The organism is Duganella sp. BJB1802 (assembly GCF_013369445.1).
In the GTDB taxonomy this organism is placed as follows: domain Bacteria; phylum Pseudomonadota; class Gammaproteobacteria; order Burkholderiales; family Burkholderiaceae_D; genus Rugamonas; species Rugamonas vulcania_A.
This window is the reverse complement of the sequence record NZ_JABWEF010000006.1, coordinates 306,365-328,986: the sequence shown is the minus strand read 5'-3', so window position 1 is coordinate 328,986 and position 22,622 is coordinate 306,365. Positions and strand designations below refer to the sequence as shown.

14 protein-coding genes are annotated in these 22,622 nt (G+C 63.8%); 1 reads left to right on the top strand and 13 read right to left on the bottom strand.

Features of this window, described 5'->3' with window-relative positions; translation table 11 throughout:
• Nucleotides 1-16: 16 nt before the first annotated feature.
• The 12 genes from HUX88_RS12620 to HUX88_RS12565 all read right to left on the bottom strand — a co-directional run bounded on the left by HUX88_RS12620 (nucleotide 17) and on the right by HUX88_RS12565 (nucleotide 18,499).
• The gene (locus tag HUX88_RS12620; protein WP_176361982.1) at nucleotides 17-1,180 is read right to left on the bottom strand and encodes a glycosyl hydrolase family 18 protein; all 1,164 of its coding nucleotides are present in this window, start codon (nucleotides 1,178-1,180) and stop codon (nucleotides 17-19) included.
• Nucleotides 1,181-1,192: 12 nt separating this feature from the next.
• Nucleotides 1,193-2,305: an acyltransferase family protein gene (locus HUX88_RS12615; RefSeq protein ID WP_176361981.1), complete on the bottom strand. Its 1,113-nt coding sequence runs from the start codon at nucleotides 2,303-2,305 to the stop codon at nucleotides 1,193-1,195.
• A 219-nt stretch (nucleotides 2,306-2,524) separates the two neighbouring features.
• Nucleotides 2,525-3,988, bottom strand: coding sequence for an ATP-binding protein (locus HUX88_RS12610; RefSeq protein WP_117013492.1), 1,464 nt, complete (start codon nucleotides 3,986-3,988; stop codon nucleotides 2,525-2,527).
• Nucleotides 3,981-4,688: a response regulator gene (locus HUX88_RS12605; protein ID WP_117013491.1), complete on the bottom strand. Its 708-nt coding sequence runs from the start codon at nucleotides 4,686-4,688 to the stop codon at nucleotides 3,981-3,983. The genes HUX88_RS12610 and HUX88_RS12605 overlap by 8 nt, the downstream gene beginning before the upstream one ends.
• On the bottom strand, nucleotides 4,660-6,093 hold the full coding sequence (locus HUX88_RS12600) for an ABC transporter substrate-binding protein (RefSeq protein WP_117013490.1): 1,434 nt from the start codon (nucleotides 6,091-6,093) through the stop codon (nucleotides 4,660-4,662). The genes HUX88_RS12605 and HUX88_RS12600 overlap by 29 nt, the downstream gene beginning before the upstream one ends.
• A gap of 89 nt (nucleotides 6,094-6,182) precedes the next feature.
• A complete protein-coding gene (locus HUX88_RS12595; RefSeq protein WP_176361980.1) occupies nucleotides 6,183-8,762 on the bottom strand; it encodes a family 20 glycosylhydrolase in 2,580 nt (859 codons plus the stop codon).
• A gap of 15 nt (nucleotides 8,763-8,777) precedes the next feature.
• Nucleotides 8,778-11,423: a TonB-dependent receptor gene (locus tag HUX88_RS12590; protein WP_229213229.1), complete on the bottom strand. Its 2,646-nt coding sequence runs from the start codon at nucleotides 11,421-11,423 to the stop codon at nucleotides 8,778-8,780.
• 93 nt (nucleotides 11,424-11,516) lie between these two features.
• Nucleotides 11,517-14,147: a TonB-dependent receptor gene (locus HUX88_RS12585; RefSeq protein ID WP_176361979.1), complete on the bottom strand. Its 2,631-nt coding sequence runs from the start codon at nucleotides 14,145-14,147 to the stop codon at nucleotides 11,517-11,519.
• A gap of 39 nt (nucleotides 14,148-14,186) precedes the next feature.
• Nucleotides 14,187-15,326 carry an ABC transporter ATP-binding protein gene (locus HUX88_RS12580; RefSeq protein ID WP_176361978.1) on the bottom strand — a complete coding sequence of 380 codons (1,140 nt, stop codon included), beginning with the start codon at nucleotides 15,324-15,326 and terminating at the stop codon, nucleotides 14,187-14,189.
• A gap of 24 nt (nucleotides 15,327-15,350) precedes the next feature.
• On the bottom strand, nucleotides 15,351-16,217 hold the full coding sequence (locus HUX88_RS12575; protein ID WP_117013486.1) for a carbohydrate ABC transporter permease: 867 nt from the start codon (nucleotides 16,215-16,217) through the stop codon (nucleotides 15,351-15,353).
• Nucleotides 16,218-16,227: 10 nt separating this feature from the next.
• Complete coding sequence (locus HUX88_RS12570) at nucleotides 16,228-17,112, bottom strand: carbohydrate ABC transporter permease (protein ID WP_117013812.1); 885 nt, start codon at nucleotides 17,110-17,112, stop codon at nucleotides 16,228-16,230.
• A gap of 136 nt (nucleotides 17,113-17,248) precedes the next feature.
• Nucleotides 17,249-18,499 carry an ABC transporter substrate-binding protein gene (locus HUX88_RS12565; protein ID WP_161082236.1) on the bottom strand — a complete coding sequence of 417 codons (1,251 nt, stop codon included), beginning with the start codon at nucleotides 18,497-18,499 and terminating at the stop codon, nucleotides 17,249-17,251.
• Nucleotides 18,500-19,010: 511 nt separating this feature from the next.
• Here HUX88_RS12565 and HUX88_RS12560 point away from each other — a divergent pair.
• Nucleotides 19,011-21,668: a TonB-dependent receptor gene (locus tag HUX88_RS12560; protein ID WP_229219314.1), complete on the top strand. Its 2,658-nt coding sequence runs from the start codon at nucleotides 19,011-19,013 to the stop codon at nucleotides 21,666-21,668.
• Here the strand turns inward: HUX88_RS12560 and HUX88_RS12555 are convergent.
• Nucleotides 21,665-22,555 carry a LysR substrate-binding domain-containing protein gene (locus tag HUX88_RS12555; RefSeq protein WP_229219313.1) on the bottom strand — a complete coding sequence of 297 codons (891 nt, stop codon included), beginning with the start codon at nucleotides 22,553-22,555 and terminating at the stop codon, nucleotides 21,665-21,667. The genes HUX88_RS12560 and HUX88_RS12555 overlap by 4 nt on opposite strands.
• Nucleotides 22,556-22,622: the final 67 nt, after the last annotated feature.

The window sequence follows — 22,622 nt, the reverse complement described above, 5'->3', positions numbered from 1 at the left end:
CGGGGGGATTACCCGATTACTGGTTCAGGCCGGCGTTGACGGCGGTCCAGAAGCTGGCGTCCTCCATGCCGAAGGCGTAGATCGAGGTGCCGGCCAGGCCGTAGGCGCCGACCAGGCTGGTTTTCAGGGTCACGCTTTTGGCGTTCTCGTTCCATACCGTATGCTTCCGGCCGCCGGCCGTGTAGTTGAAGCTGATGGCGTTGGCGTTGTTGTCGTACTTGGGCGTGACGTGGTACTTGCTCAGCAGCGCGGGCACGTTACGCCAGAACAGCTGGCTGCCGTCGCCCTCGGCGATCCAGTCGTAGCCGTAGGCCGGGATGCCGTTCAACACCTTGGACGCCGGCACCTTGCTGGTAGCGTAGTCGAGGGCGTTCTCCATCCAGTCGGAACCCGCCACCGGACCGGACGCCCAGGACGGGATGGTCTCGTCGTAGGTCATCACCTGGACGTAGTCGGCCGCCTGCCCCAGCGCCTGCAGGTCGAAGGCCAGGTTGTGGCTGTTGTTTTCATCGGTGAAGGAGAACGCCGGCACGGTCATGATCAGCTTCATGCCCTGCGCGTGCAGGGCCGTCGCCAGCGCGGCGGCGAAGTCGCTCATGTTCTTGCGGTCGGCCTGGTCCACCTCTTCGAAGTCGATGTTGATGCCGGCGAAGCCGTTGGCCTTGGCGAAGCTGACCAGGTTGGCCACCGAGGCCGCGCGCTTGGCGCCGGTGACGGCGTGCGACAGCTCAGGGTCCCAGCCATCGGGCGCGGTGGCCGAGACGTTGGAAATGCAGCCGTAGATCGCGATGCCCTTGGACTTGAGGAAGGTGATGGCGTTGGTCGGCGTCGGGTCGCCATTGCCGACCACCGTGCCGTCGCTGGCCATGTTCCAGAAGTCGATGGAGACCGCGTTGACGTTGGCGTAGAACTTGGTCAGCGAGTTGTAGTTGTTGCTGTAGCCCGAATAGTAGGCCAGCACCATCTTGCCGTTGGCCAGCGCCTTGCTGGCGGGAGCTGCGGCCGACGCCGTGCGCTCATCGGCCACATCGACCGAGACGCCGGACGAGGTGCCGTTGCGCGCCGCCGTCAGGTTGGCCATGCGCGCCATGGCGCGTGGCGACTCCTGGCCGGCGGAACCGGAGCCGCCGCAGCCCGCCAGCGTGGCCGCGACACAGGTGGCCATCAACAGTTTTTTCATTTTTTTCTCCAATCAGAGTTTGATATAAATCTTTTTCCGGTCCAGCACATAGCCGACCGACCAGCAGCCCAGCATGTACACCACCGCCCACAACAGCGTGCCGTTGTAGGCGCCGGCCCAGGGCCGGAACAGGTTGAGATAGACCCAATCGAATACATTGAGGTCGCCGATCTTCAGCAGGAAGAAGGTGCTCGCCACCACTTCGCTGAACAAGTAGATGAACAGCGTGTTGCGGCCGAAGACTTCGAAGAAGTAGGTCCAACCACGCTTGCCCAGCATGTCGATCACGTACAGCAGCAGCGACAGCGTGAACAGGTCGATGGCGATGGTGATCAACGTGTAGGAACTGGTCCACAGTTTTTTATTGAGCGGGAATACACTGCTCCAGCACAGTGCCAGTACAGCCAACACGGCGGCCGACATGGTCAGCTTGGCGATGCTCTCGTAGCTGGCGCCAAGGCGGCGCACCAGGCGGCCGGCAAAGTACCCGGCCAGCACGTTGACGATGGACGGCAGCGTGCTCAATATCCCTTCCGGGTCGAAGGCGATGCCCTCGCCGTGGTACATATGCGCCTCGCCCAGCACCAGCAGGTCCAGCTTGCGCTGCGCATTGCCGGCCAGCGTGTAATCGCCGAACCAGTACATCAAGGCCCAGTAGCCGAACAAGGCCACCACCGCAAACACGATGGCGCCCTTCTCCTTCCAGTAATGCAGGATCAGCGAACCGGCGCAGTAACCCAGCGCGATCCGTTGCAGTACACCGAAGATACGGGTATCGGACAGCGGCAGCACAGTAAGCGATCCACCCTCGATACTGAAGAACGGATACCAGTACATCAGGAAGCCGCACAGGAAGATCAGCGCGGTGCGGGTGAATATCTTCTTCAGCACCGCCGCCTCGCCCATGCCCTCGTACTTCTCCAGCGTGAAGCTGAGCGCCGTGCCGACCACGAACATAAAGGTCGGGAACACCAGGTCGGTCAGCGTCAGGCCGTGCCATTCGGCGTGCAGGAAGGGCGCGTAGGTGGTGGCCGGCGTGCCCGGCATGTTCACCATGATCATCAGCGCGACCGTGAGGCCGCGCAGCACATCGATGGCTTGCGAACGTTGATGCTGTGTTTTCATTGATCGTGGACTTTCGGTGTTTGTTTAGCTGTTGCAAACGTTATCATCTTCGCCAGCCACAGGCGAACAGGGATAAGCCTTTGATTTCATTGGTTAAGCGTGGCCGCCGCTTACAGTTCCTTACGCTCGCGGATGCGCCCTGCCCGGCGCCGGCATCGCCGCTGCAACAAAACTTCACAGAGGCTTACAAAATGTATTGCGCGGCTGTCGCATTTCCGCTCACGCCGGCAATCGGATGGTGGCATTGAGGCCGCCCTCGGGATGGTTCTCCAGCACCAGCTGGCCGCCGTGCGCCTCGATCACGCTGCGGGCGATGCCCAGTCCCAGGCCCATGCCGGCGTCGTTCTGCTCGCGACCGTGGGCCAGCCGCACGTAGGGATCGAACAGGCTGGCGAAGGCGTCGTCCGGCACGCCGGGGCCGTGGTCGCGCACGGCGATCGCCACCGCGCCCGGTTCACTGGTGACGCTGATTTCGGCGCGGTCGCCGTAGTACAGGGCGTTGTCCAGCAGGTTGCCGATGGCGCGCTTCAAGGCCAGCGGCTTGGCGCGCACCGTGATGCCGCTGTCGCGATAACCCACCTCGTGCCCGCCCAGCCGCGCGCTGCGCACCAGGCGGCCCAGCAGCGCGTCGAGTTTGACCTCGGCCGGGTTCTCGTGGATGTCGCTGTCCTTCACGCATTGCAGCGCGCCTTTGACCATCATGTCCAGTTCATCGAGGTCTTCCTCGAACTCGTTGCGCAGCGCTTCGTCGTCCAGCAGTTCGGAGCGCAGCTTGAGGCGCGTGATCGGCGTGCGCAAGTCGTGCGAGATGGAGATGAACAGGCGCTCGCGGTCCTCGATGTAGCGCTGGATGCGTTCGCGCATGGCGCTGAAGGCGCGCGCGGTGTTGATGAATTCACGGCTGCCCGTTTCCGGCAGCGGCGGCGCGCGGTCGTCCTGCCCTTGGCCGAAGGCTGCGGCGGCGTCGGACAAGGCGGCCAGCGGACGCGTGATCCAGCGCACCACCAACAGGCAAAGCAGCAGCACCACCGCCAGCGACAGCCCTTGCAGCGACAGCCGATCCCACGCCAGCGGATCGTTACTGCTCAAGAAGTACGGGTTGGGCATCAGCGCCGCCATGTACAGCCAGTTGCCAGGCTCGATCTCGGTCTGGATCACCAAGATCGGCGCGGGGTCCGGCTGCAGCAGCAGGATGTGCTGGACCCAGGCGTCCGGCAGGTCGCCCAGGTGGACGCCGTCCTCCGACACCACCAACTGGTCCGGCCAGGCGAAGGCCAGGTGGAAGCTGGGCGAATGCGGCAGGTCGCTCTTCAACGTGGCGCCCACCGTCGCCAGCACGCTGCTGGCCAGTGGATGTTCGGCGATCTGCTGGACCGGCACGTAGGCGTGATTGAGGTTGACGAAGAAGCGCGTGCCGCCCATCTCGCGCAGCTGCTGGATCAGCAGCAGGCGGTAGTTCGGCGGCAGGCTGCGGAAGAAGCGGATCGCGCCGGACGCGCCATGCGCCATGTACTGCGACGCCGATTGCGCCTCCACCTGCGCCTTGGCGCGCAGCTGGCTGGCCCAGATCACGCTGGCCGCCAGCTGCGTCACCAGCAAACCGGCGGCCATCACCAGCATCAGGCGGCCCAGCAGCGACTGCGGCCAGATGCGGCGCAGCCGCTCCAGCGCAGACTTACGCATGCGAGACGCTGACGTCCGCCGAGAACACGTAGCCGGCGCCGCGCACGGTCTTGATCAAGGCGGGCTGCTTGCCGTCGTCGTTGAGGCGCAGGCGCAGGCGGCTGATCTGCACGTCCAGCGAGCGGTCCAGCGGGCCGGCGTCGCGGCCGCGGGTTTCCTCGCACAGCACGCTACGGTCCAGGATCACGCCCGGATGTTCGACAAAGTATTTCAGCAGCTGGAAGTCCAGCCCCGTCAGCGCGATCACGGTGCCGGCGTTGTCGAGCACCTTGCGCTCCATCAGGTCCAGCGTGAATCCGACGAAGCGGTAGTAGCGCGCCGACGGCGTCTCCAGCGCGGTGCGGCGCAGGATGGCCTTGATGCGGGCCAGCAGCTCGCGCGGGCTGTATGGCTTGGCGATGTAGTCGTCCGCGCCCAGTTCCAGGCCGACGATGCGGTCGGTCTCGTCGGAGCTGGCCGTCAGCATGATGATGGGGACATTCGAGCGCTGGCGCACCTGCTTGCACAGCGCGAAGCCGTCGGTATCGGGCAGCATCACGTCCAGGATCACCAGCGACAGCTGCTCGGAATGCGCGTGCAGCTCGGCCAGGAAGCTCTCGCCGTTGTGCGACAGGATCACCTCGTACTGGTTTTTCTCCAGGTAGGTCTTGAGCAGGACGCGGGTCTTTTGGTCATCGTCTACGATCAGTATCTTGCGCACCGGGTGCTCCTTGGCTTCTGAGGTTAAACAGTCGGAACAACGCCCCAAGGCGGCGCTGCGCCTCGGCGGGCGTGGCCCTGTCGTCTAGAAAATAACGGTGGATTTCGGCGATGATGGCGTCGCGGCTGGCTTCATCGGTGGCCATGCGGTGCACCAGGCTGGGAGCCTGCACCGCCGCGCCTTGCGCGAAGGTGGTCCAGGAGGCACGCGCGCAGCTGTCCATTTTCGACAGGTCGGCGTCGCGCCGCACCGGCACCGCGCCCTTGAGCGTGTTGTATTCCGCCTGTACCTGCGGCGACACCAGCAGCCGCGCCATCTTCTCCTGCGATTGCATGTGGCGGTAGTCGCCGGCGAACATGGTCAGCGTGTCGACGCTGTACAGGTGGTACTTGGCGGTGCCGGGGGCGGTGCCACAGGCGTAGTCCTCGTCCAGCGCCATGCCGCGTTCGGCCAGCTCCGGCTTGGCCCAGTCGCCCATGATCATCATCGCCGCCTCGCGCCGCGCGAACTGGCGCACCACTTCCGGCCACGGACGCTCGTCCAGCTGGCCGCTGATCCAACCCTTGACGACGCGCAGCCGCTCCAGCGCCTCGGCGGTGCGGCGGTCTGCGGCGGCGGCCGGATTGCGGCGCACGAACAGCTCGCGGTAGAACTCAGGCCCGCTCTCGGCCAGCACCAGGTTCTCGAACAGCGCGGCCACCTGCCAGGATTCGCTGCTCTGCGCCAGCGGCATGATGCCGGCGGCCTTGAACTTGAGCGCGGCGCTTTGGAACTCGTCCCAGGTCTGCGGCGGCGACAATTTGAGTTGCGCGAACAGCGCGCGGTTGTAGTACAGCGTATTGACGCGGTGGATCCCGAGCGGCGCGGCGACGACGTGCTTGCGGTGCTGGATCAGCGCCTGGATGGTGGGGAACAGGAAGCCGTTCCAGTTGCCGGCACTGGCGACGTTGTCAATCTCCAGCAGCAGGCCCAGTTCCGCCCACTCCGCGACGGAGACGCCGATGATCTGCGTGACTTCCGGCGCGTCGCCAGCCAGCACGCGGCTCTTGAGCACCTTGCCGGCCCCGAGGCCTGCGCCACCGGGGATGGCGGCGTCCTTCCATTCGAGGCCTTCGTCGGCCATGCGCGCGGCCAGCGCGTTGGCTGCCTTGCGTTCGCTGCTGGACGTCCACCAGTGCAGCACCTGTAGCGTGTTGAGGGAGGCGGCGGGCGCGCCGGCGCCTACTGGTGCGGACTGGGGCTGTTGCGCGGCGTGGGCGATATTCAGCGCGCCGCAGTTGAAGGCGCAGGCCGCGGCCAGCAGGCCGAAGGACCACGCCCGCGCCGGCGTGGCGCGGCGGGCGGTCGAACGAAAGCGTAACCAGTCGAACCTCGGCAAGGCCACTTTTTCTATCGACGCTATCACTCGTTATCCCGAACTAAACAGTGCCACGATTATAACGGAGAAGATAGCCGCCGGGACTAATTGGTATGCCCGGCGTGCGCGCAGCCCGTTCAAGGGTTGTCGATGCGCGACACCTTGCCCATCCTGCCGTTGCGGTCGAAAGCCGCCACTTTGATCGAACCCTTGTCCGATATCGGCCCGCTCACTGGTTTGCTATTGGTATTCGGCTCGCCGCCGTCGCTGGTGTAGCGCATGGCGATGCCCGGCAGGACGTGATTGACCAGCACCTTGCCGCCGTCCAGCATCAAACCCGGCGGCGCGATGCGGTAATCGACGCCGGTGTGCTCCAGGTCGAGGCGCGGCAGCACACGCTGGCTCAGCGTGTTGACGAAGCCGGACCACGCGGTGCGGTGCAGCGCGGCGGCTTTGGCGGCGTCGGTCTCCGTGGCCCATGCGGGATCGGGCGCCCAAGAGCGTTCGGCCATCGCCAGCAGACGTGGCATGACGAGGTAGTCGATACGCTCGGGAGTACGTACGGTTTCGGTGAACAGCGTCGCTTCCAGCCCGCGTATGCGGCGCTTGCCGTAGTCGGTCAGCCGGTCCTTTCCGGCCAGCGGCGGATTGGCGTTCTTCAGGTAGTCCAGCGGGATGAAGTCGTAGACCGTGTCGAGTTCCACATAGTCGCCCCAGTTCACGCCCGGTTCGTCAGGGTTGGCGTTGTAGGCCATGTCCATGTACATCTTGGTCACCGGGGCCAGCACGATGTCGTAGCCGGCATTGGCCAGGCGGTAGGCGAAGTCCTCGGCGCCTTCGGTGTTGTTCCAGACGTAGGCGCTGAAGCCGCGCTGCGTGAAGTGCGGATTCGGTATCAGCTTGTGTTCCCCATTCAGCTTGGTGCCGCGCGCCGCCAGCTCTTCCCAGCCGGAGGCGTACAGCCCGCGCTTGCGCAGGATGGCGTCGACGCGGTCATAGAAGTAGTCCCACAGTTCGGCGGTGCTCTCCAGCTTTTTCTTCTGCATGACCGCGCGGCTGGCTGGCGACTGCTCCCATGCGCCGCCGGGCAGCTCGTCGCCGCCGACGTGGATGGTGTGCAGCGGCACGCCGGCCTCCTTGTACATGTCCGCGACCTGCCCGATGACGTGGTCGATGAAGGTGAAGCTGGACTCCAGACCTGGGTTGATCACGTGGTCGTTGTACAGCTGTGCCGATTTGTAGACCGATTTGTCGGCCGGGTCGTTGAGCAGGTACTTGGCGGCATCCGCCTTGCCTGCGGCTTTCAGGCGCAGGTAGCGCGCTTCCATCGCCTTGACGGCGGCGCGGGCGTGGCCAGGCATCTCGATCTCGGGGATCACGTCGATGTGGCGCGCGGCGGCGTAGCGCAGGATCTCGATGTAGTCGGCGCGGGTGTAGTAGCCGCTGCCGCTGGCGTCGGCCGGATCGGGGCCGGAGCCGTAGGCCGGTTGCAGGCGCACGCCTGGCTTGGCGCTGTGGCCGCGCACCGCGCCGATACTGGTCAGTTCGGGCAGGCCGGCGATCTCCAGGCGCCAGCCCTCGTCCTCGGTCAGGTGGAAGTGGAATTTATTGAGCTTGTAGCGCGCCATCAGGTCCAGCAGCTTGAACACGGTCTGCTTGGTGTGGAAGTTGCGGCCCACGTCCAGCTGGAAGCCGCGATATTCGAAACGCGGTGCGTCGGTGATGGTCAGCTCCGGCAGGTCGATGCTGGCGGCGCCCGGCAGCGGCAGCAGGTCGCGCAGCGATTGCAGGCCGTAGGCGACGCCGGCGGCGCTGTTGCCGACGATGTCGATGCCGCTGCCGGCCTTAATGGTCAGCGTGTAGGCTTCCGGCGAGGTGGAACCGGGCACCTGGGCCACGCTCAGGCGCAGTGCGGGCGAGCCGGCGCCGCCAGCGGGCAGGTTGGCCGGGAACAGCGAACGCGCAAACGCGGCTTCCGTTTTCAGTGCGGCCGGTGCGACGATGACCGGCAGCGCCGCCAGTCGCAACCTGCCGCCGCCCGTCTGCAGATGCTGCGGCGTCGGGAACACCGGCGGCAGCGCGGCTGCCGGCATCCAGTCGGCGTTGGCGTTGCGGCGATAGGTGTCCTGCACCGTGACAACCGGCTTGGCGCCGCTGCTGCCCTTGTCCAGCTGCTCCGGGCGAGTGACCGGCAGCAGCTCGTAGTCCGCGATGGCCTGGCCGACATCCGGGGCGGCGTCATAAACAAGGTAAGGGCCGATCGGCGCCTTGGCCAGTTTAATCACCAGGTCCGGATGGTAGTAGGCGATGTTCAGCGTCTGCCCTGCCGGCACGCCGGCAAAGCCGGGCGCAGGCCGAATGCGGAACAGATTGCCGGCGACCTGCTCCAGCAGCAGGTTGCCTTCCAGCGGTCCCGTCGCAACGCCGTCCATGACGTTGAAGTACAGCGTCCAGCCCTTGGGCGGCAAGGGCTGCTGGCCCAGATTAGTGAGGATCAGGCGCGCATGCGTGCCGCCGCCCGGCGCTTCCGACGTGAACACATTGCGCACCAGCTCCCAGCGCAAGCGGATCTGCGCGCCGTTCACCACGCCGGCCAACGCGCCCTGCCCGGCCACGGGCTTGGCTTCGGGCGCCACTCCGGCGACCGCGCCGCCAGCCATCGACGCCATCAGCCATGAGGCCAAAACGAAACCACTGTACTTGATCTGCTTACGCATTCGATTCCTTTTCTTTTACCAGGTGGCGCCGAAGCGGATGCCGTAGACGCGCGGATCATTGTAGGACGCCGTGACGTAGCCGGGATCGACCACGCTTGCATAATTCTTCGCCAGCGTCTGGCCCCAGTTTTTCACGTATGCCTCCAGATGCCATTTGCCGCTCGGAGAAACCAGCTTGAGCGCCGCATCGACCGTCGTGTAGGCCTTCTGCGCGTCGGAGATGTGTGGATTATCCAGATTCCGCAGCGAGAAGTACATCTTGTCCTGCCAGCGCGCCGAGATCCATGGCGTGAGCGTGTAATCGCCGATCGCGAAGTCCTGCGAAGCGCTCAGGTTCAACGTGTTGGCGGGCGCATACGGCAAGCGGTTGCCCGCGATATTCAGCGGGAATTTGCCGGCGAACAGAGGGTCCGTGCCTTCATACGCCACGCAAGGCGGCGCGCCGTACTTGTCGCGGATGTTACAGCTGATCGAGCTGTCCTCGCTGTAGGTCGGATAGGACTTGATGACCGCCTTCAGGTGCGAGTACGAATAACCGATGTGCGAACCAGGCCACGGCTTGTATTCGCCTTCGATCTCCAGGCCGGAGATGTTCGCCTGCGCCGCGTTCTGCGTGCCGTAAATGACCACGCTGTCGCAGTATGGATTGGTGGCGGTGCACGGTATCTTCGGAATGATCTTTCCGACCGTGACGCCGCCGGTCAGCTGCATGTCCTTGTAACGGCTGTAGAACGCGGTGGCCGAGAAGGTCAGCTTGTTGTTCAGCAGGCGGCCCTTGTAACCCAGCTCGAAGTTGGTCAGCGTCTCGGGATTCCACGGCATGTTGGTGTAGTGCGGTCCCGGCGTCATGCCGGCGCAGTTGCCGTTCAAGCCGGTGCGGCAGATATCCTCCTTGTCGCTGAAGCCACCGGCCTTGTAGCCGGTCGACAGCGAGGTGTAGACCAGGTCGCGCGGCGTCAGTTGGCGGCTCAGGCCCAGGCGCCAGGTGAATTTCTTCCATGCGTCCGAATCGTCGCTGATCACCGGATGGATGGACGAATCGAAGCCTCCCGCGCCGTAGTAGCCGCCCATGCCAGGCTTCAGGTCCGAGCTGTTGAAGGGCACGAAGCCCGGCGTACCCGGCGTGCCGGGGTTGTGCAGGCCCTTGAAGTAGATCGCCGGGTCGTCCGAGAACGCGGTGTCCCAATACTGGCCGCCGACGTCCTTGCGGGTGTCGCGCGTCATGCGGCCGCCCACGGTCAGGTTCCAGGTCGGCGCGAATTCCCAGTCGGCCTGCGCGAAGATGGCCTTGGAATCGGACTGGCGGTCGGCCTGGTGATAGAAGTAGGACTCGGCCGGGAAGCCATACGTGCCCCACGACGCCCCCAGGTAGTCCTGCGCGTAGTCGATGCTGTTCTTCTCGTGCATCCAGAACAGGCCCGCCACGTAACGCAGGCGGTCGTACTTGCCGCGCAGTTGCAGCTCGTGGACCGTGGAGACGTACTTCGACGCCGTGGTGTAGGTGGCGTAGTCGTTGAACGGCGACGTACCGGGGCGCGTGGCCAATTCGCTTTCGATAGGCTGGTAGCCGCTGTCGCTGTCCTGGATCTCTCGCCGTTTCTGGCTCGACCACGAGGCGTTGTATTCGATGGTGGTGGACGGATTCAGGTCCCAAACTAGGCCGCTGCGCACGGTGTCGATGGTCATGTCCATCACGCCGGGCACGTTGACCTTCACGTCCCATTGGCCGCCGGTGCAGGCATACGGCGTGCCGGCCGCCTGTTCGCAATCCTTGATCGGCAAGTCGCCGGCGCCGTTGTTCTGGTACTTCTCGTAGGTCAGGCGCCAGTCCAGATCGGGGCGAATCTTCCAGCGGGCCTGCAGGCGCGCCGCGTATTCGTCCTTGTTGGTGTAGTACTTGTCGGCGCCGACCTTCTTGTTGAAGCGCTGGTCGACGTCGGGGATGATGTTACCGGCCGCGTCGCGCGAGGGCACGATGCCCAGCGCCGGAAAGTTCGCGGCGTAGAAGTCCTGCTGCTGGTTGATGTAGCCGTCACGCTTGATCTTCATGGCCGTGACGCGCAGCGCGAAATTGTCGCTGACCGGGATGTTCTGCACCGCCGATACCTGGCGTCCGCGATAGGTGCCAACGTCCGCCTCGACGGTGCCATAGCTGCTGCCGAATTCCGGCTTGGCCGGGATGATGTTGATGCTGCCGCCGGTCGAGTTACGGCCGAACAGCGTCCCCTGCGGACCACGCAGCACCTCGACCTGGTCCAGGTCGAACATCAGCGCCAGCGCGGCCTGTGGGCGCGGCTGATACAGGCCCGCCACGTGCAGGCCGACCGCCGGGTTGCCGATCTCCGTGAAGTCGGAACTGCTCACGCCACGGATGGCGATCTGCACGCCGCCGCTGCCGTCGTTCGACGTCCCCAATTGCAGGTTGGGGATCTGGCCGCTCAAGCCGCGCACGTCGGTGATGCCGTCGCGGCTAAGCGCTTCCTGCGTCACCGCCGTTACCGCCACCGGCGTCTTGAGCAGCGACGTGGAATGGCGCGTCGCCGTCACCTTGACCTCCGCCACCTGGTCCTTGGTGGCGATGGCCGAAGCATCGGCCTCCTGTTGCTGGGCGCCCGCCGCGCCGGCCATGACAGCGCAAGCGCTGCCGATGGCGAGACTCATTAACTTTTTCTTGGCACTCTGATGCGACATCATTGCTCTCCCGATCAAATCGATATTTGTCCCGCCATCGGCGCGACGGCGCGCCCAGCTTTTTTAGAACTTGGCTTTCAAGCCAACGCTGTAACGCGCGCCATTTTCGTACACGCCCACCGGCAAACCATCGGTGGTGTTGGTGCGGATGACTTCATTGGTGATGTTCACCGCCGTGAGGTAAAGGCTGATCTTCGGCGTGATATCCCAGCTTGCCGAAGCGTCCCACTGGCCGTAGGCGCTGGTCACGTCCTGGCCGCCTTCATCCAGCGCGCCGTAGGCCTTGGAACGGTAGTTGTACGACAGCCGCGCACTGTAGCCGTTCTTCTCGAAGAAGCCGGTGATGTTGGCCTGGTTGCGCGAGTTGCCCACCACGTTCAACTTCACGCCGCCCGCATTGGCACCAGTCTTGGCGTCGGTGTAGGTGTAGTTGACGATGGCGCCGAAGCCGCTGCTGAACGCCTGCTGCCATTGCAGTTCCAGGCCGTTGACGGTTTCGCCGTTGTTGGCGTTGTACGGACGGCTGACCGGCCGCATCACGCCCGCCACGTTCTCCTGCGTCGTTTGCGTGTAGATGAACGTATCCAGCTTCTTCGCAAACAGCGTGGCGGACAGCAGCGACGCGTCGGCGTAGTACCACTCCGCGCCGATCTCCGCCTGGTTGGCGTGGTAAGGCTTGAGCAACGGATTGCCGGAGGTGGCGGCGTTGGTGGTGCCGCTGACTTCCGTGCTGGCGCTCAAATCGCTGTAGGTGTTACGCGCCATCACGCGCGCAATAGCGCCGCGCACCAGCAGGTCCTTGTTGACGGAGTAGACCGCGTTCAGATTGGGCAGCACGTCGGTGTAGCTGCGGCTGACGTTGGCCAGTGTGTAGTTGCCCGAGCCGGTCAGGTCCTGGTACGCCTCGGAGGTCTGGTCGGTCTTGACGATACGCGCACCGAAGTCGCCACGCCATCCACCGGTGGCGAAGTCCGCACGGGCGTAAGTCGCGTAGATCTTTTCCTTGATCTTGTAGTACTCGCCCTTGGCTTCCGCGTAGACCATGCCCTTGTCGTACATCGGGAAGCCCTTGGAATAGGCCAGGCCATCGTCCACCCACGCATACTGGGTCAGCGAACCGGGATTGGCGGCCTTTTGGCTCAACAGCGGCGAGGCGCCGGTCGACAGGTCCGCCAGCGAGAACGACTGCCAGCCAGGATTGCCAGGACCATCGGTACCGATGGTGCGATGGTTCTGCACCGTGGTGTCGCGGAACTTGGCGCCGACCTTGACCGACTTGAAGAAGCCGTTGTTCAGGTCCAGCGTCAGGTCGCCCTGCGCGTAGTTCTCCTTGGTCTCCATGCGGCGGATCCAGTCGCGCGAGCTTTGCAGCGTCAACTTGCTCGGGTCGAGCGGATTGATGTCCTGGTACTTGACCTCATAGGTGTCCGGCGCGATGTTGAAGGTGGTGCGGGTATTCCCGACGAACCAGAAGTTGCGGTCATGGTCGCTGCCGCCCGAACCCTTGGTGGTACCGGCCTGTCCGTGGAATTTCCAGTTGTCGGCATCGTAGGTTCCTTCCAGGTCCAGCACTTCCGACTTGACGTAGGACTGGCGGAAGATAGGCTCGAACGACACGCCGCCCGTCGGGCCGACCGTGCCGCCGACCAGCGCCTTGGTGCCGTCGGAGGTGGTGATGAACTTCGGATTGGTGACGGCGATGTTGCCCTTCGCATCCGCCAGGCCGCCCGCCTCCCATAGATAGTTCTGGTTGCTGTTGTCCATGCTCATGTCCGAGTTCATGTAGTTCAGCGAGAGGTCGGTGTTGGCGTTCGGGCGGGCCTGCAGGGTGATGTCGCCGGTGGTGCGCTTGCGGTCCTGGCGGAAGATGGCCGAGCCACCGCCCCACGACGCATAGGCGCCCGGCGTGACGACGCCATTCTGGTCGACGATGTTGTACTTGGTCGAATCGGTGAAGTTTTCCAGACCGTCGCGGCGCATGGTGCGCTGCTGGCGGCTGATGGCGACCAGCGCGCCGAAGGTCTTCTGCTCGTTGGTCCAGCTCAGCAGGCCGGAGACCTGCGGATCGGTTTTCTTCGGCAGCTTGCTATAGGTCTCCTCGACCGATACCTGCGCCACCAGCGGCTTCAGTTGGAACGGCTTGCGGGTCTTGACGATCACCAGGCCGCCGATGCTGCCCTCGTCCAGGTCCGCCGACGGGCTTTTGTACACGTCGATGCTGCCCACCAGTTCCGACGCGAGGATGTCGTAGTTGAAGCCACGGCTCTGCGAATCGTTCTTCCACCAGTAGCCCGAGGCCACGGCCTGGCCGTTCAACTGCGTCAGGTTCAGGTTCTTGTCGGTGCCGCGCACGAAGATGTCGCGGCCCTCGCCCCAGGTGCGGTCCACGGAGATGCCCGGCACGCGCTGCAACGAATCCGCCACGTTCTTGTCGGGGAACTTGCCCACTTCCTCGGCGGTGACGGTGTCGATCACGTTGCCGGAGTCGCGCTTCTCGGCCAGGTTGCGCTTGAGGCGTTCGCGGATGCCGCGCACTTCAACGGTTGCGGTTTCACCAGCCGGTACAGCGTCGCTGGACTGTGCCGCTTCGGCCGTAGCCGGATCGGCCGCGTACAAGTGCGGCGCCAGGCCGCCGCTCAACGCCAGCGCGATCAGGTTAGGTAGTAGTTTTTTCTTAAATACCGGCTTAGTCATTCAATTCTCCTTGTGTGAAAAAGATGAACCGCATCGATATCAAACGCTGCGCATCATGCTGCGCGCGGCCGATACCATATTCCCCGGGCGCAGCCGCCGCAACGCCCGTCCCGCTTCGTCAAACACGTGGAAGGCGGTGCTGTCGGCCGAGAAGACGATGGGCTGTCCGATCTCGACGTGACGTTCGCCGTCTCCGCGTATCACCACGTCTTCTGCACCTTCTCGACTGACGTAGATGTAATTGGCTTCACCCAGGTGTTCGACCACACTGACCTCGCCTTTGAAAACTTCCGAACCGGCGCGCGATTCGTTGATATGCTCGGCGCGCAGGCCAAGCGTGACCTTCATGCCGGTGCGCAGGCCGCTGCCGTCGACATAGGCGCGCACCGCCTCGCCGCTGGGCAGCAGCACCAGCACACCGCCGGCGCCCGCCTCGGCGACGGTGCCGGCCATCAGGTTCATCTTCGGCGAGCCGATAAAACTGGCGACGAACAGGTTGCACGGCTGCTGGTACAGGTCCAGCGGTGTGCCGGCCTGCTGGATATGCCCCTCGTGCATGACGACGATCTTGTCGCCCAGGGTCATCGCCTCGACCTGGTCGTGCGTGACGTAGACGATGGTGGCGTCCAGCTGCCGGTGCAGCTTGGCGATCTCCAGGCGGGTTTGCACGCGCAGCGCGGCGTCCAGGTTGGAGAGCGGCTCGTCGAACAGGAACAGGCGCGGCTCGCGCACGATGGCGCGGCCGATGGCCACCCGCTGCCGCTGGCCGCCGGACAGTTCACGCGGCAGGCGCTCCAGCAGGTGCTCGATCTTCAGCGTGGCGGCGGCGCGCGTGATGCGCTCCTTGATCGCGGCCTTGCCCTGCCCCGCCACCTTCAGGCCGAAGGCCATATTCTGGTACACCGTCATGTGCGGATACAGCGCATAACTCTGGAACACCATGGCGATGCCGCGTTCCGCCGGCGGCAGGTGGTTGACCACCTCGTCGCCGATGGACATGCTGCCTCCGGTGATGCTCTCCAGGCCGCACAACATGCGCAGCAGCGTCGATTTGCCGCAGCCGGAAGGGCCGACCAGCACCACGAACTCGCCGTGCGCGATATCCAGGTCGATGCCGGCCAGGACATCGGTCTTGCCATCGTAGGATTTACGCAGCTGCTTCAGGCTGACACTTGCCATTACATTCCTCTTTCTGTTGTTGGGTTACTTGACCGCGCCGGCCGTCAGGCCGCGGATCAATTGACGCGAGAAGACCGCGTACAAAATCAGCATCGGGATCACCGCCAACGACAGCGCCGCCAGCACGGAATTCCAGTCGGTGACGTACTGGCCGATGAACTGCTGCACGCCCAGCGTGACGGTCTTGGTGCGGTCGGACGGCGCCAGGATCAGCGGGAACCACAGGTCGTTCCAGGCCGGGATCATGGTGAACACCGCCACCGTCGCAATCGCCGGCCGTATCAGCGGCAGGATCACCTGGAAGAAGATCCGCACCTCGCCGACGCCGTCGCAGCGCGCCGCGTCCTTCAGTTCCGACGGCACCTGGCGCATGAATTCGGACAGGATCATGATCGCCAGCGGCAGGCCCTGCGCCGTGTACACCAGGATCAGCGCAGACAAGGTATTGACCAGGTCCAGCTTGACCATCAGCTCCAGGATCGACACCGTGCCGAGGCGGATCGGGATCATGATGCCGAGTGCGAGGAACAACGTCAGCACCCGGTTGCCCATGAAGCTGTACTCCGACAGCGCCCACGCGGCCATGGCGCCGAACAGCACGATGCACAGCAGCGCCGCCAATGTCACGTATAGGCTGTTGCCGAAGTAGAGCAGGAAGTTGGTGCTGGCGAGGACCTTCTGGAAGCCGATGAAGGTCAGCGATTCCATCGTCGGCAGCGCCAGCGGATCGTCGAAGATGGCGGCGCGGGTCTTGACCGAGTTAATCAGGATCAGCGCGATCGGGAACAGCGCCAGCACGGTGTAGGCGATCAGCGTGGCGTGCACCATCAGGCGGCCCAGGTCGAAGCGGCTGGCCAGCGGCGCGGTCGGGTTCATGGCGATAGCGGTCATGGCGCGGCCCTCACAGTGCAAAGCGGGTCAGCCTGCGCTGGACACCGACAAAATATATACCCACGCCGGCCAGGATCACCAGGAACATCAGCGTGGCGACGGCGGAACCGAGATAGGCGTTGCCCACCTGCGCCTGATAGCCGAAGAAGGTGCGGTAGAACAGCGTGCCCAGGATGTCGGTCGAATAATTCGGCCCGGCCAACGCGCCCTTGATCGAGTAGATCAGGTCAAAGGCGTTGAAGTTGGCGACGAAGGTCAGTATCGTCACAAGGCCCAGTGTCGGGTAGATCAACGGCAGCTTGATCTGCCAGAAGATGCGCAGCGCGCTGGCACCCTCCACGTGGGCCGCCTCGACGATCTCCTCCGGCACCGCCAGCAGCGCCGCGTAGATCAGCATCATCGGCATGCCGATGTACTGCCACACGGAGATCATCGACAGCGTGGCCAGGGCGGTTTCCTCCTGCCCCATCCACGGCGCGAACCACTCGGCCAGGCCGGCAAAGCCCATCAGCTTCTCGCCCACGCCCCACAGCGGCGACAGGATCAGCTGCCAGATAAAGCCGATGATCACCACCGACAGAAGCGTCGGCAAAAAGATCAGCGTGCGGTAGGTACGGGCGCCGCGCAGACCCTTCAAACTAAACAGCGTCGCCAGCAGCAGGCCGATGGGGTTCTGCAGCAGCATATGAATGCAGAAGAATTTGGCGTTGTTGGCCATCGCATTCCAGAAGCCCGCCGACCAGTCGGGATCGAGCAGGATGGTGCGGAAGTTCTCCAGGCCGACGAAGGTGGCCTTGCCGCTGTCGTCGGCGCTGAAGAAGCCCTGCGCCAGCGTCTGCACCAGCGGCAGCGCGCTAAACAGGGAGTAGACGATCACCGCCGGCGCCAGGAACATCAGCAACTGCCAGGGCCGTACCGTATTAACCGCATGTTTCAAGTAAGCCTCCAGAATTCGGGCAAAAAAAGAGCCGGCGCCGCGCCCGGCGCCGGCCAAAGGAATCACACAATCAGGGGGAGGGATTGGTGTGATACTACTTTTGCTGTGGCTTGTACCACTTCGCAAAACCGTTTTGAAGCTTTGTCGCCGCGTCCTTGGGCGCCAGCTTGCCGTTCAATACCTGGGCGTTGACGTTCCAAAGTTCGCTCTCCATGCTGGGCTGTCCGCGATTGAGCACCTGCGCGTTGAAGCGGATGGTGGAGGCGCAGCTGCCGCGCCACTCCGCCATCTGCTTGGCCACCGGATCGCGCACCGAGATCAGGTGGTTCGACAGCGAGAAGAAGCCGGTCACGCGGTTGGTGTAGATGTCCGCGAATTCCTGCGAGCCCACCCAGGCCAGGAATTTGTAGGCGTCCTCCTTGTTGCGGGACTTCTTGTTGATGCCGATGCCGATGTCCATGTGGTCGGAGATGAAGCACGGGTCGCCCGCCTTGCGCACCGGCGGCGGAAACGCGCCCAGCTCCAGTCCCGGCGTCTGCGCGAAATACGAGATGTCCCACGAGCCGGTTGGGTAGATCGCCGCGCGGCCCAGCGCGAACTGGTTCTGGCTGTCGCCGTAGGTCTGCGCGCTGGCGCCCTTGCCCAGGTAGGTGCCCATCCGCTGCTCGAACTGCAGCGCTTCCACGAACGGCGCGTCGGTCAGCTTGGCTTTGCCGGCGATGAGCGCCTTGCGCCCTTCCTCGCCGCGCCAGAAATTGGGGCCGATATTGGTATAAACCATTTGGCTCGATTCCCACTGGTCGGCGGTGCCCAGCGCCAGCGGCGACACGCCGCCCTTTTTCAACGCCTCCAGCACGGCGAAGAATTCATCCACCGTCTTGGGCGGTTGCAGGTTCAGCTTCTTGAAGATCTTCTTGTTGTACAAAAAACCGTGGATCACCGAGGCCACCGGCATGCAGAATGTGTCCTTGCCGTCGTCGGTCTGCCACGCCACGGTGGACGTGGCCGGGAAATTCTGCATGCCCGGCTTGCCGTCCAGTTTATCCAGATGGCCCTTCTTATACAGCGACAGCGACACGTCGAACGGGCGGCAGGCGATCAGGTCGCCCGCCGTGCCGCCCGCCAGGCGCGCGGCCAGGCTGGAGTCGTATTCGGTCGGCGCGGTCGGCGCGAACTTGACCTCGATGCCGGGATTGTTTTTTTCGAAGGCCGGCAGCAGCACCTTTTCCCACAACGTCTTGTCGTCGACGCGCCAACTTTCGATCACCAATGTGCCGGCCTGGGCAGCCTGGGCGGAGAACATGGCGATCAACAGAGCGTGGCGAACAATCCGGCGTACTTGCATATTTGAATCCTTTGCATGGCTTTATTTACAACGATGAATTTATTCTAGCATCGGCTTTTCTGTGACAGACGAGTGAGTTGCCTGATAGAACGAACAATCTAAGCCATTGAATTCATTGGGATAAATTCCCGCAACAGGAAGACGGCGTTACGTTTCCTTACCGCCGACGGGACGCGACAGGGGGAATGCGCAGGCCCAGCGACTGCGTTCCGCAAGGATTCGCAAGGAAAACTTACAAAACTTAACAAAAAGGCCCGATTGTTGTTGTTGCGAGACGGCAGATCGCGCGCCGCGCCGCGTGTTTAGTAAAGGTAAATAAACTGCTGCGCCTATTTTCGTTTCGTTTGACCGTCAACTTTTTGGAATGCAATACTGAATTGTCAGATTGCTACATCCCGAGCGCGGCCGCCTCGGGCCATGGCGATCCACTGACCCATAAGGCGCAACAAACAGCGCCCATAATTAATGACAACAAGGAGATGAAATGCTTGAACCAACGAGAAGGACTCTCATGAGCCTGGCTGTGGCCAGTGCCTGCGGCTTCATGACCATCGCAGCAAATGCGCAGAATGATAGCGCTAACAACGGCGCCGCCGCAGACGCGGCCACGGCGCCGGTCATCACCAATCCCGACCAGATCCCCGAAGTCAAAGTGACCGCGACCCGGTATTCGACTTCGCTGCTGCGCACCCCGCTCGCCGTCACCGCGCTGAGCCAGGACCAGCTGACCCGCAAAGGCGCCACCAGCCTGCGCGACTTGAGCGGCGAAATGCCCAACGTCGTCATCGAAAACACCGGCCTCGATTCGGCGGTGCAGATCACCATCCGCGGCATCACCTCGACCAACTTCACCGAGACCGGCGACCCGGCGGTCGGCTTCCACGTCGACGGCATGTACTCGCCACGGCCGCAGGGCGCGCAGGCGCTGATGTTCGACCTCGATCAGGTCGAGGTGCTGCGCGGGCCGCAAGGCACGCTGTTCGGCCGTAACTCCACCGGCGGCAGCATCAACGTCATCCCCGCCAAACCCGATTGGACCGGCAACTACGGCAAGGCCGATCTGGACCTCGGCAACTACAACAAGAAGCAGCTGTCGCTGGTGCAGAACGTCGTCGTCAACGACGCGCTGGCATTGCGCGCCACGTTCATGAAGGTCAAGCGCGACGGCTACGCCAACCAGTCCCGCGATGTGACCGAGGCCAATGCCCCGGCACTGGGCTGGGTCCCGAACGGCAAGCCGGATGTGGACCAGCGCTTCAACCGCCCGGTCGGTCCGAGCGAGTACTACACCAACCAGAACGAATGGGCCGGTCGCCTCTCCGCCCAGCTGAAGGTGAACAAGGACGTCACCGCCAAGGCATCGTATGAGGAGTTCCAGGATTCCAGCGCCGGCGGCGCCGCCGTCCGCGACTGCGACGCCGGCGCCGGCACACGCTACGCCTGCACGGACCAGGGCAAGTGGGACATCAACGTCAACGTGCCCGGTCACATCGACATGAAGATCCGCACGCTGCGTACAGGCGTGAACTGGAACATCAACGACCACACCAACTTCGACTACACCTTCCAGGTGGCCGACCAGCGCCGCAGCGAGATCACCGACGACGACAAGGGCCTGCAGAACGCCGCGCCGTTCCAGGTCAACGGCCAGTATCCGAATATGGCCGGCGGGAACTGGGGCACCTGGCCGCTGACCGACTCCTACCACCGCACGCTCGATTCGCGCTACCTGTCGACCGTGCACGAGGCGCAGTTGAAGCAGCAGCTGGGCAACCTGCAATACGTGGGCGGCTTGTTCTGGATGCATGAGCGGAACAACATCGACTACGAGATCACCAACACCATCCAGAAACCGTACGGCGATGTCGGCAGCGTGCTGTATCACCAGCCCAACCGCCAGGTCGATGCGAAGGCAGCGTTTGCGCAGGCGGACTGGAAGTTCATCCCCACCTGGACCGCCACCGTCGGCGCCCGCTACAGCCTTGACAGCAAAGAGGACAAGGGCGGCGAAGTCTATGGCGCCAACTGGATCGGCGATACGGCCTACTACAACGGCCTGTATTCGCAAGGCACGCCGGGCACGCCGGGCTTCCACGTCCACGACGGCACCGACCTCACGCCGGGAATGGGCGGCAGCGTCGCGGCCTATCACCTGTACGGCGCGCCGACCTCCAACGACCATAAGCAGGACTGGAAAAAAGTCACCTGGCGCCTCGGCCTGCAGAAGCAGCTGGACAACAACAAGATGGTCTACGCCTCGGTATCGACCGGCTACAAGGCCGGCGGCTTCGCCGACAAGACCGACAGCTGCAACTACCACAAGTGCGCGGACGGCAAACCGGGCGTGGTCACCTTCCTGCCTTACGATCCCGAGACCGTGACCAACTATGAGCTGGGCTTCAAGGGCAAGTTCCTGGACAATACGCTGAGCCTTTCGGCCACCGCCTTCTTCATGAAGTACAAGGGCATGCAGCTGACCGGCACCTACTTCGTCAACCAGATCATCCCGGACAACGGCCTGCCTTGCCCGGCCGACCAGCCGAAGTGCGATGTGTATGAAACCTGGCGCACCATCAACGTCGGCAAGGTGAACATCCCCGGCCTGGAACTGGAGTGGGACTACAAGCCATGGCGCGGTGGCCGTGTCGGCGGCGGTTTCGCCTACATCAACACCTCCGTCCACAACTTCAACTCCTACAGCGACGACTACCAGTGCGACGTCAGGACGGAGCTCGGCCTGCCGGCCTGCCCTGCCGTCTACAACGGTTCCGACAAGACGCTGCTGGGCCGCCGCCTCGCCAACATCGAGGGCAACCACCTGCCGAACACGCCGAAGTACCAGTTCAACATCAACTTCTCGCAGGAGTTCGGCCTGGAGAACGGCTACAAGGTGATCCCGTATGTGAAGGTGAACTGGCGCGACAAGGCCTACTTCGACCTGCTCAATTCGGACTTCGCGCACATCGGCCGCAACCAGAAGGCGTATGCAATGGGCGATGCGTCGGTGCGGCTGGAAGCGCCGGACGACAAATGGCACGCCGAGCTGTATGTCCGCAATATCTCGGACAGCCACGCGAAGACCAGCGGCGATTCGACCTACGGCGGCTTCATGAGAGCCACCTTCGTCGAGCCGCGCATGTTCGGTGTCCGCGTCGGCGGTAACTTCTAAGTTTTACTTCGGACCAGGTCCAGCCAGGCGCGCGCGGCGAACGAGAGATGTCCGCCGCGCCGCCAGGCCAGCATCAACTTCCAGTCGAGCGCTGGTTCCTCCAGCCTCACCACCGTGAACTGCGCACGCGGCAGCGTGTCGCAGAACACCTTGGGCAGCAACGTAATTCCCACGCCCAGCCGCACCAATGACGCCACGAACTCCCACTGTCCGCTACGGCCGCTGATGCGCGGCTTGAATCCTGCACCCCGGCAGGCGTCTTCCACGATGTCGTTCAGCGCGAACGATTCGCCGTAGAAGATGAACGCGCTGTCGGCCAGCTCGCGCAGCGCGACGCGGCGGCGGCCATGCCATGCCGAATCGGCGGGCGCCAGCAGGCATAAGGGTGATGAGACCAGCTGCGAGCCTTCGAACTCCTGCCAGATGCCGGCGTTGGCCGGGTAATCGAGCATGGTGCCCATCTCCAGCGTGCCGTTGCGCAGGTCCCGTTCGATCGACTGCGAGCCGCCTTCGAACAATTTGAGTTCGATGTCCGGGTGTCGCCGGTGGTAGGCCGCCAGCAGTGGCGCCAGCAGCGCGTGCGCGTGCTGCGTAACACCCAGGCGCAGGTCGCCGCGCCGCAGCTGCTGCAGGTCCGCCAGCTCGACGCCCATCTCCTCGTGCATCGCCAGCAGTGCGCGGCCGCGCTGCAGCACCACGCCGCCGGCGTCGGTCAGCGTGAAGCGCTTGCCGACGCGCTCCAGCAGCACCAGGTTCAGCGACTGCTCCAGCTGCTGCACCATCTTGCTCACGGTGGGCTGGGTCACGTGCAGCAGCTCGGCGGCGCGGCTGAAGCTCTGCTGCTCGACCACGGCGACAAAATAGCGCAGCGAACGGATGTCCATCATCTATTCCATATTCGAATGATTTTCATAATTTTAATTCATTTTATCTTCTAACCGGCCGCGCCTAGAA

Excerpts from the sequence above, each read along its gene's own strand:
- HUX88_RS12570 (WP_117013812.1), bottom strand. The coding sequence starts at position 17,112 with ATGTTCCTGGCGCCGGCGGTGATCGTCTACTCCCTGTTTAGCGCGCTG.
- HUX88_RS12560 (WP_229219314.1), top strand. The coding sequence starts at position 19,011 with ATGAGCCTGGCTGTGGCCAGTGCCTGCGGCTTCATGACCATCGCAGCA.
- HUX88_RS12590 (WP_229213229.1), bottom strand. The coding sequence starts at position 11,423 with ATGAGTCTCGCCATCGGCAGCGCTTGCGCTGTCATGGCCGGCGCGGCG.
- HUX88_RS12580 (WP_176361978.1), bottom strand. The coding sequence starts at position 15,326 with ATGGCAAGTGTCAGCCTGAAGCAGCTGCGTAAATCCTACGATGGCAAG.
- HUX88_RS12595 (WP_176361980.1), bottom strand. The coding sequence starts at position 8,762 with ATGCGTAAGCAGATCAAGTACAGTGGTTTCGTTTTGGCCTCATGGCTG.
- HUX88_RS12615 (WP_176361981.1), bottom strand. The coding sequence starts at position 2,305 with ATGAAAACACAGCATCAACGTTCGCAAGCCATCGATGTGCTGCGCGGC.
- HUX88_RS12620 (WP_176361982.1), bottom strand. The coding sequence starts at position 1,180 with ATGAAAAAACTGTTGATGGCCACCTGTGTCGCGGCCACGCTGGCGGGC.
- HUX88_RS12610 (WP_117013492.1), bottom strand. The coding sequence starts at position 3,988 with ATGCGTAAGTCTGCGCTGGAGCGGCTGCGCCGCATCTGGCCGCAGTCG.
- HUX88_RS12555 (WP_229219313.1), bottom strand. The coding sequence starts at position 22,555 with ATGATGGACATCCGTTCGCTGCGCTATTTTGTCGCCGTGGTCGAGCAG.
- HUX88_RS12575 (WP_117013486.1), bottom strand. The coding sequence starts at position 16,217 with ATGACCGCTATCGCCATGAACCCGACCGCGCCGCTGGCCAGCCGCTTC.
- HUX88_RS12565 (WP_161082236.1), bottom strand. The coding sequence starts at position 18,499 with ATGCAAGTACGCCGGATTGTTCGCCACGCTCTGTTGATCGCCATGTTC.
- HUX88_RS12585 (WP_176361979.1), bottom strand. The coding sequence starts at position 14,147 with ATGACTAAGCCGGTATTTAAGAAAAAACTACTACCTAACCTGATCGCG.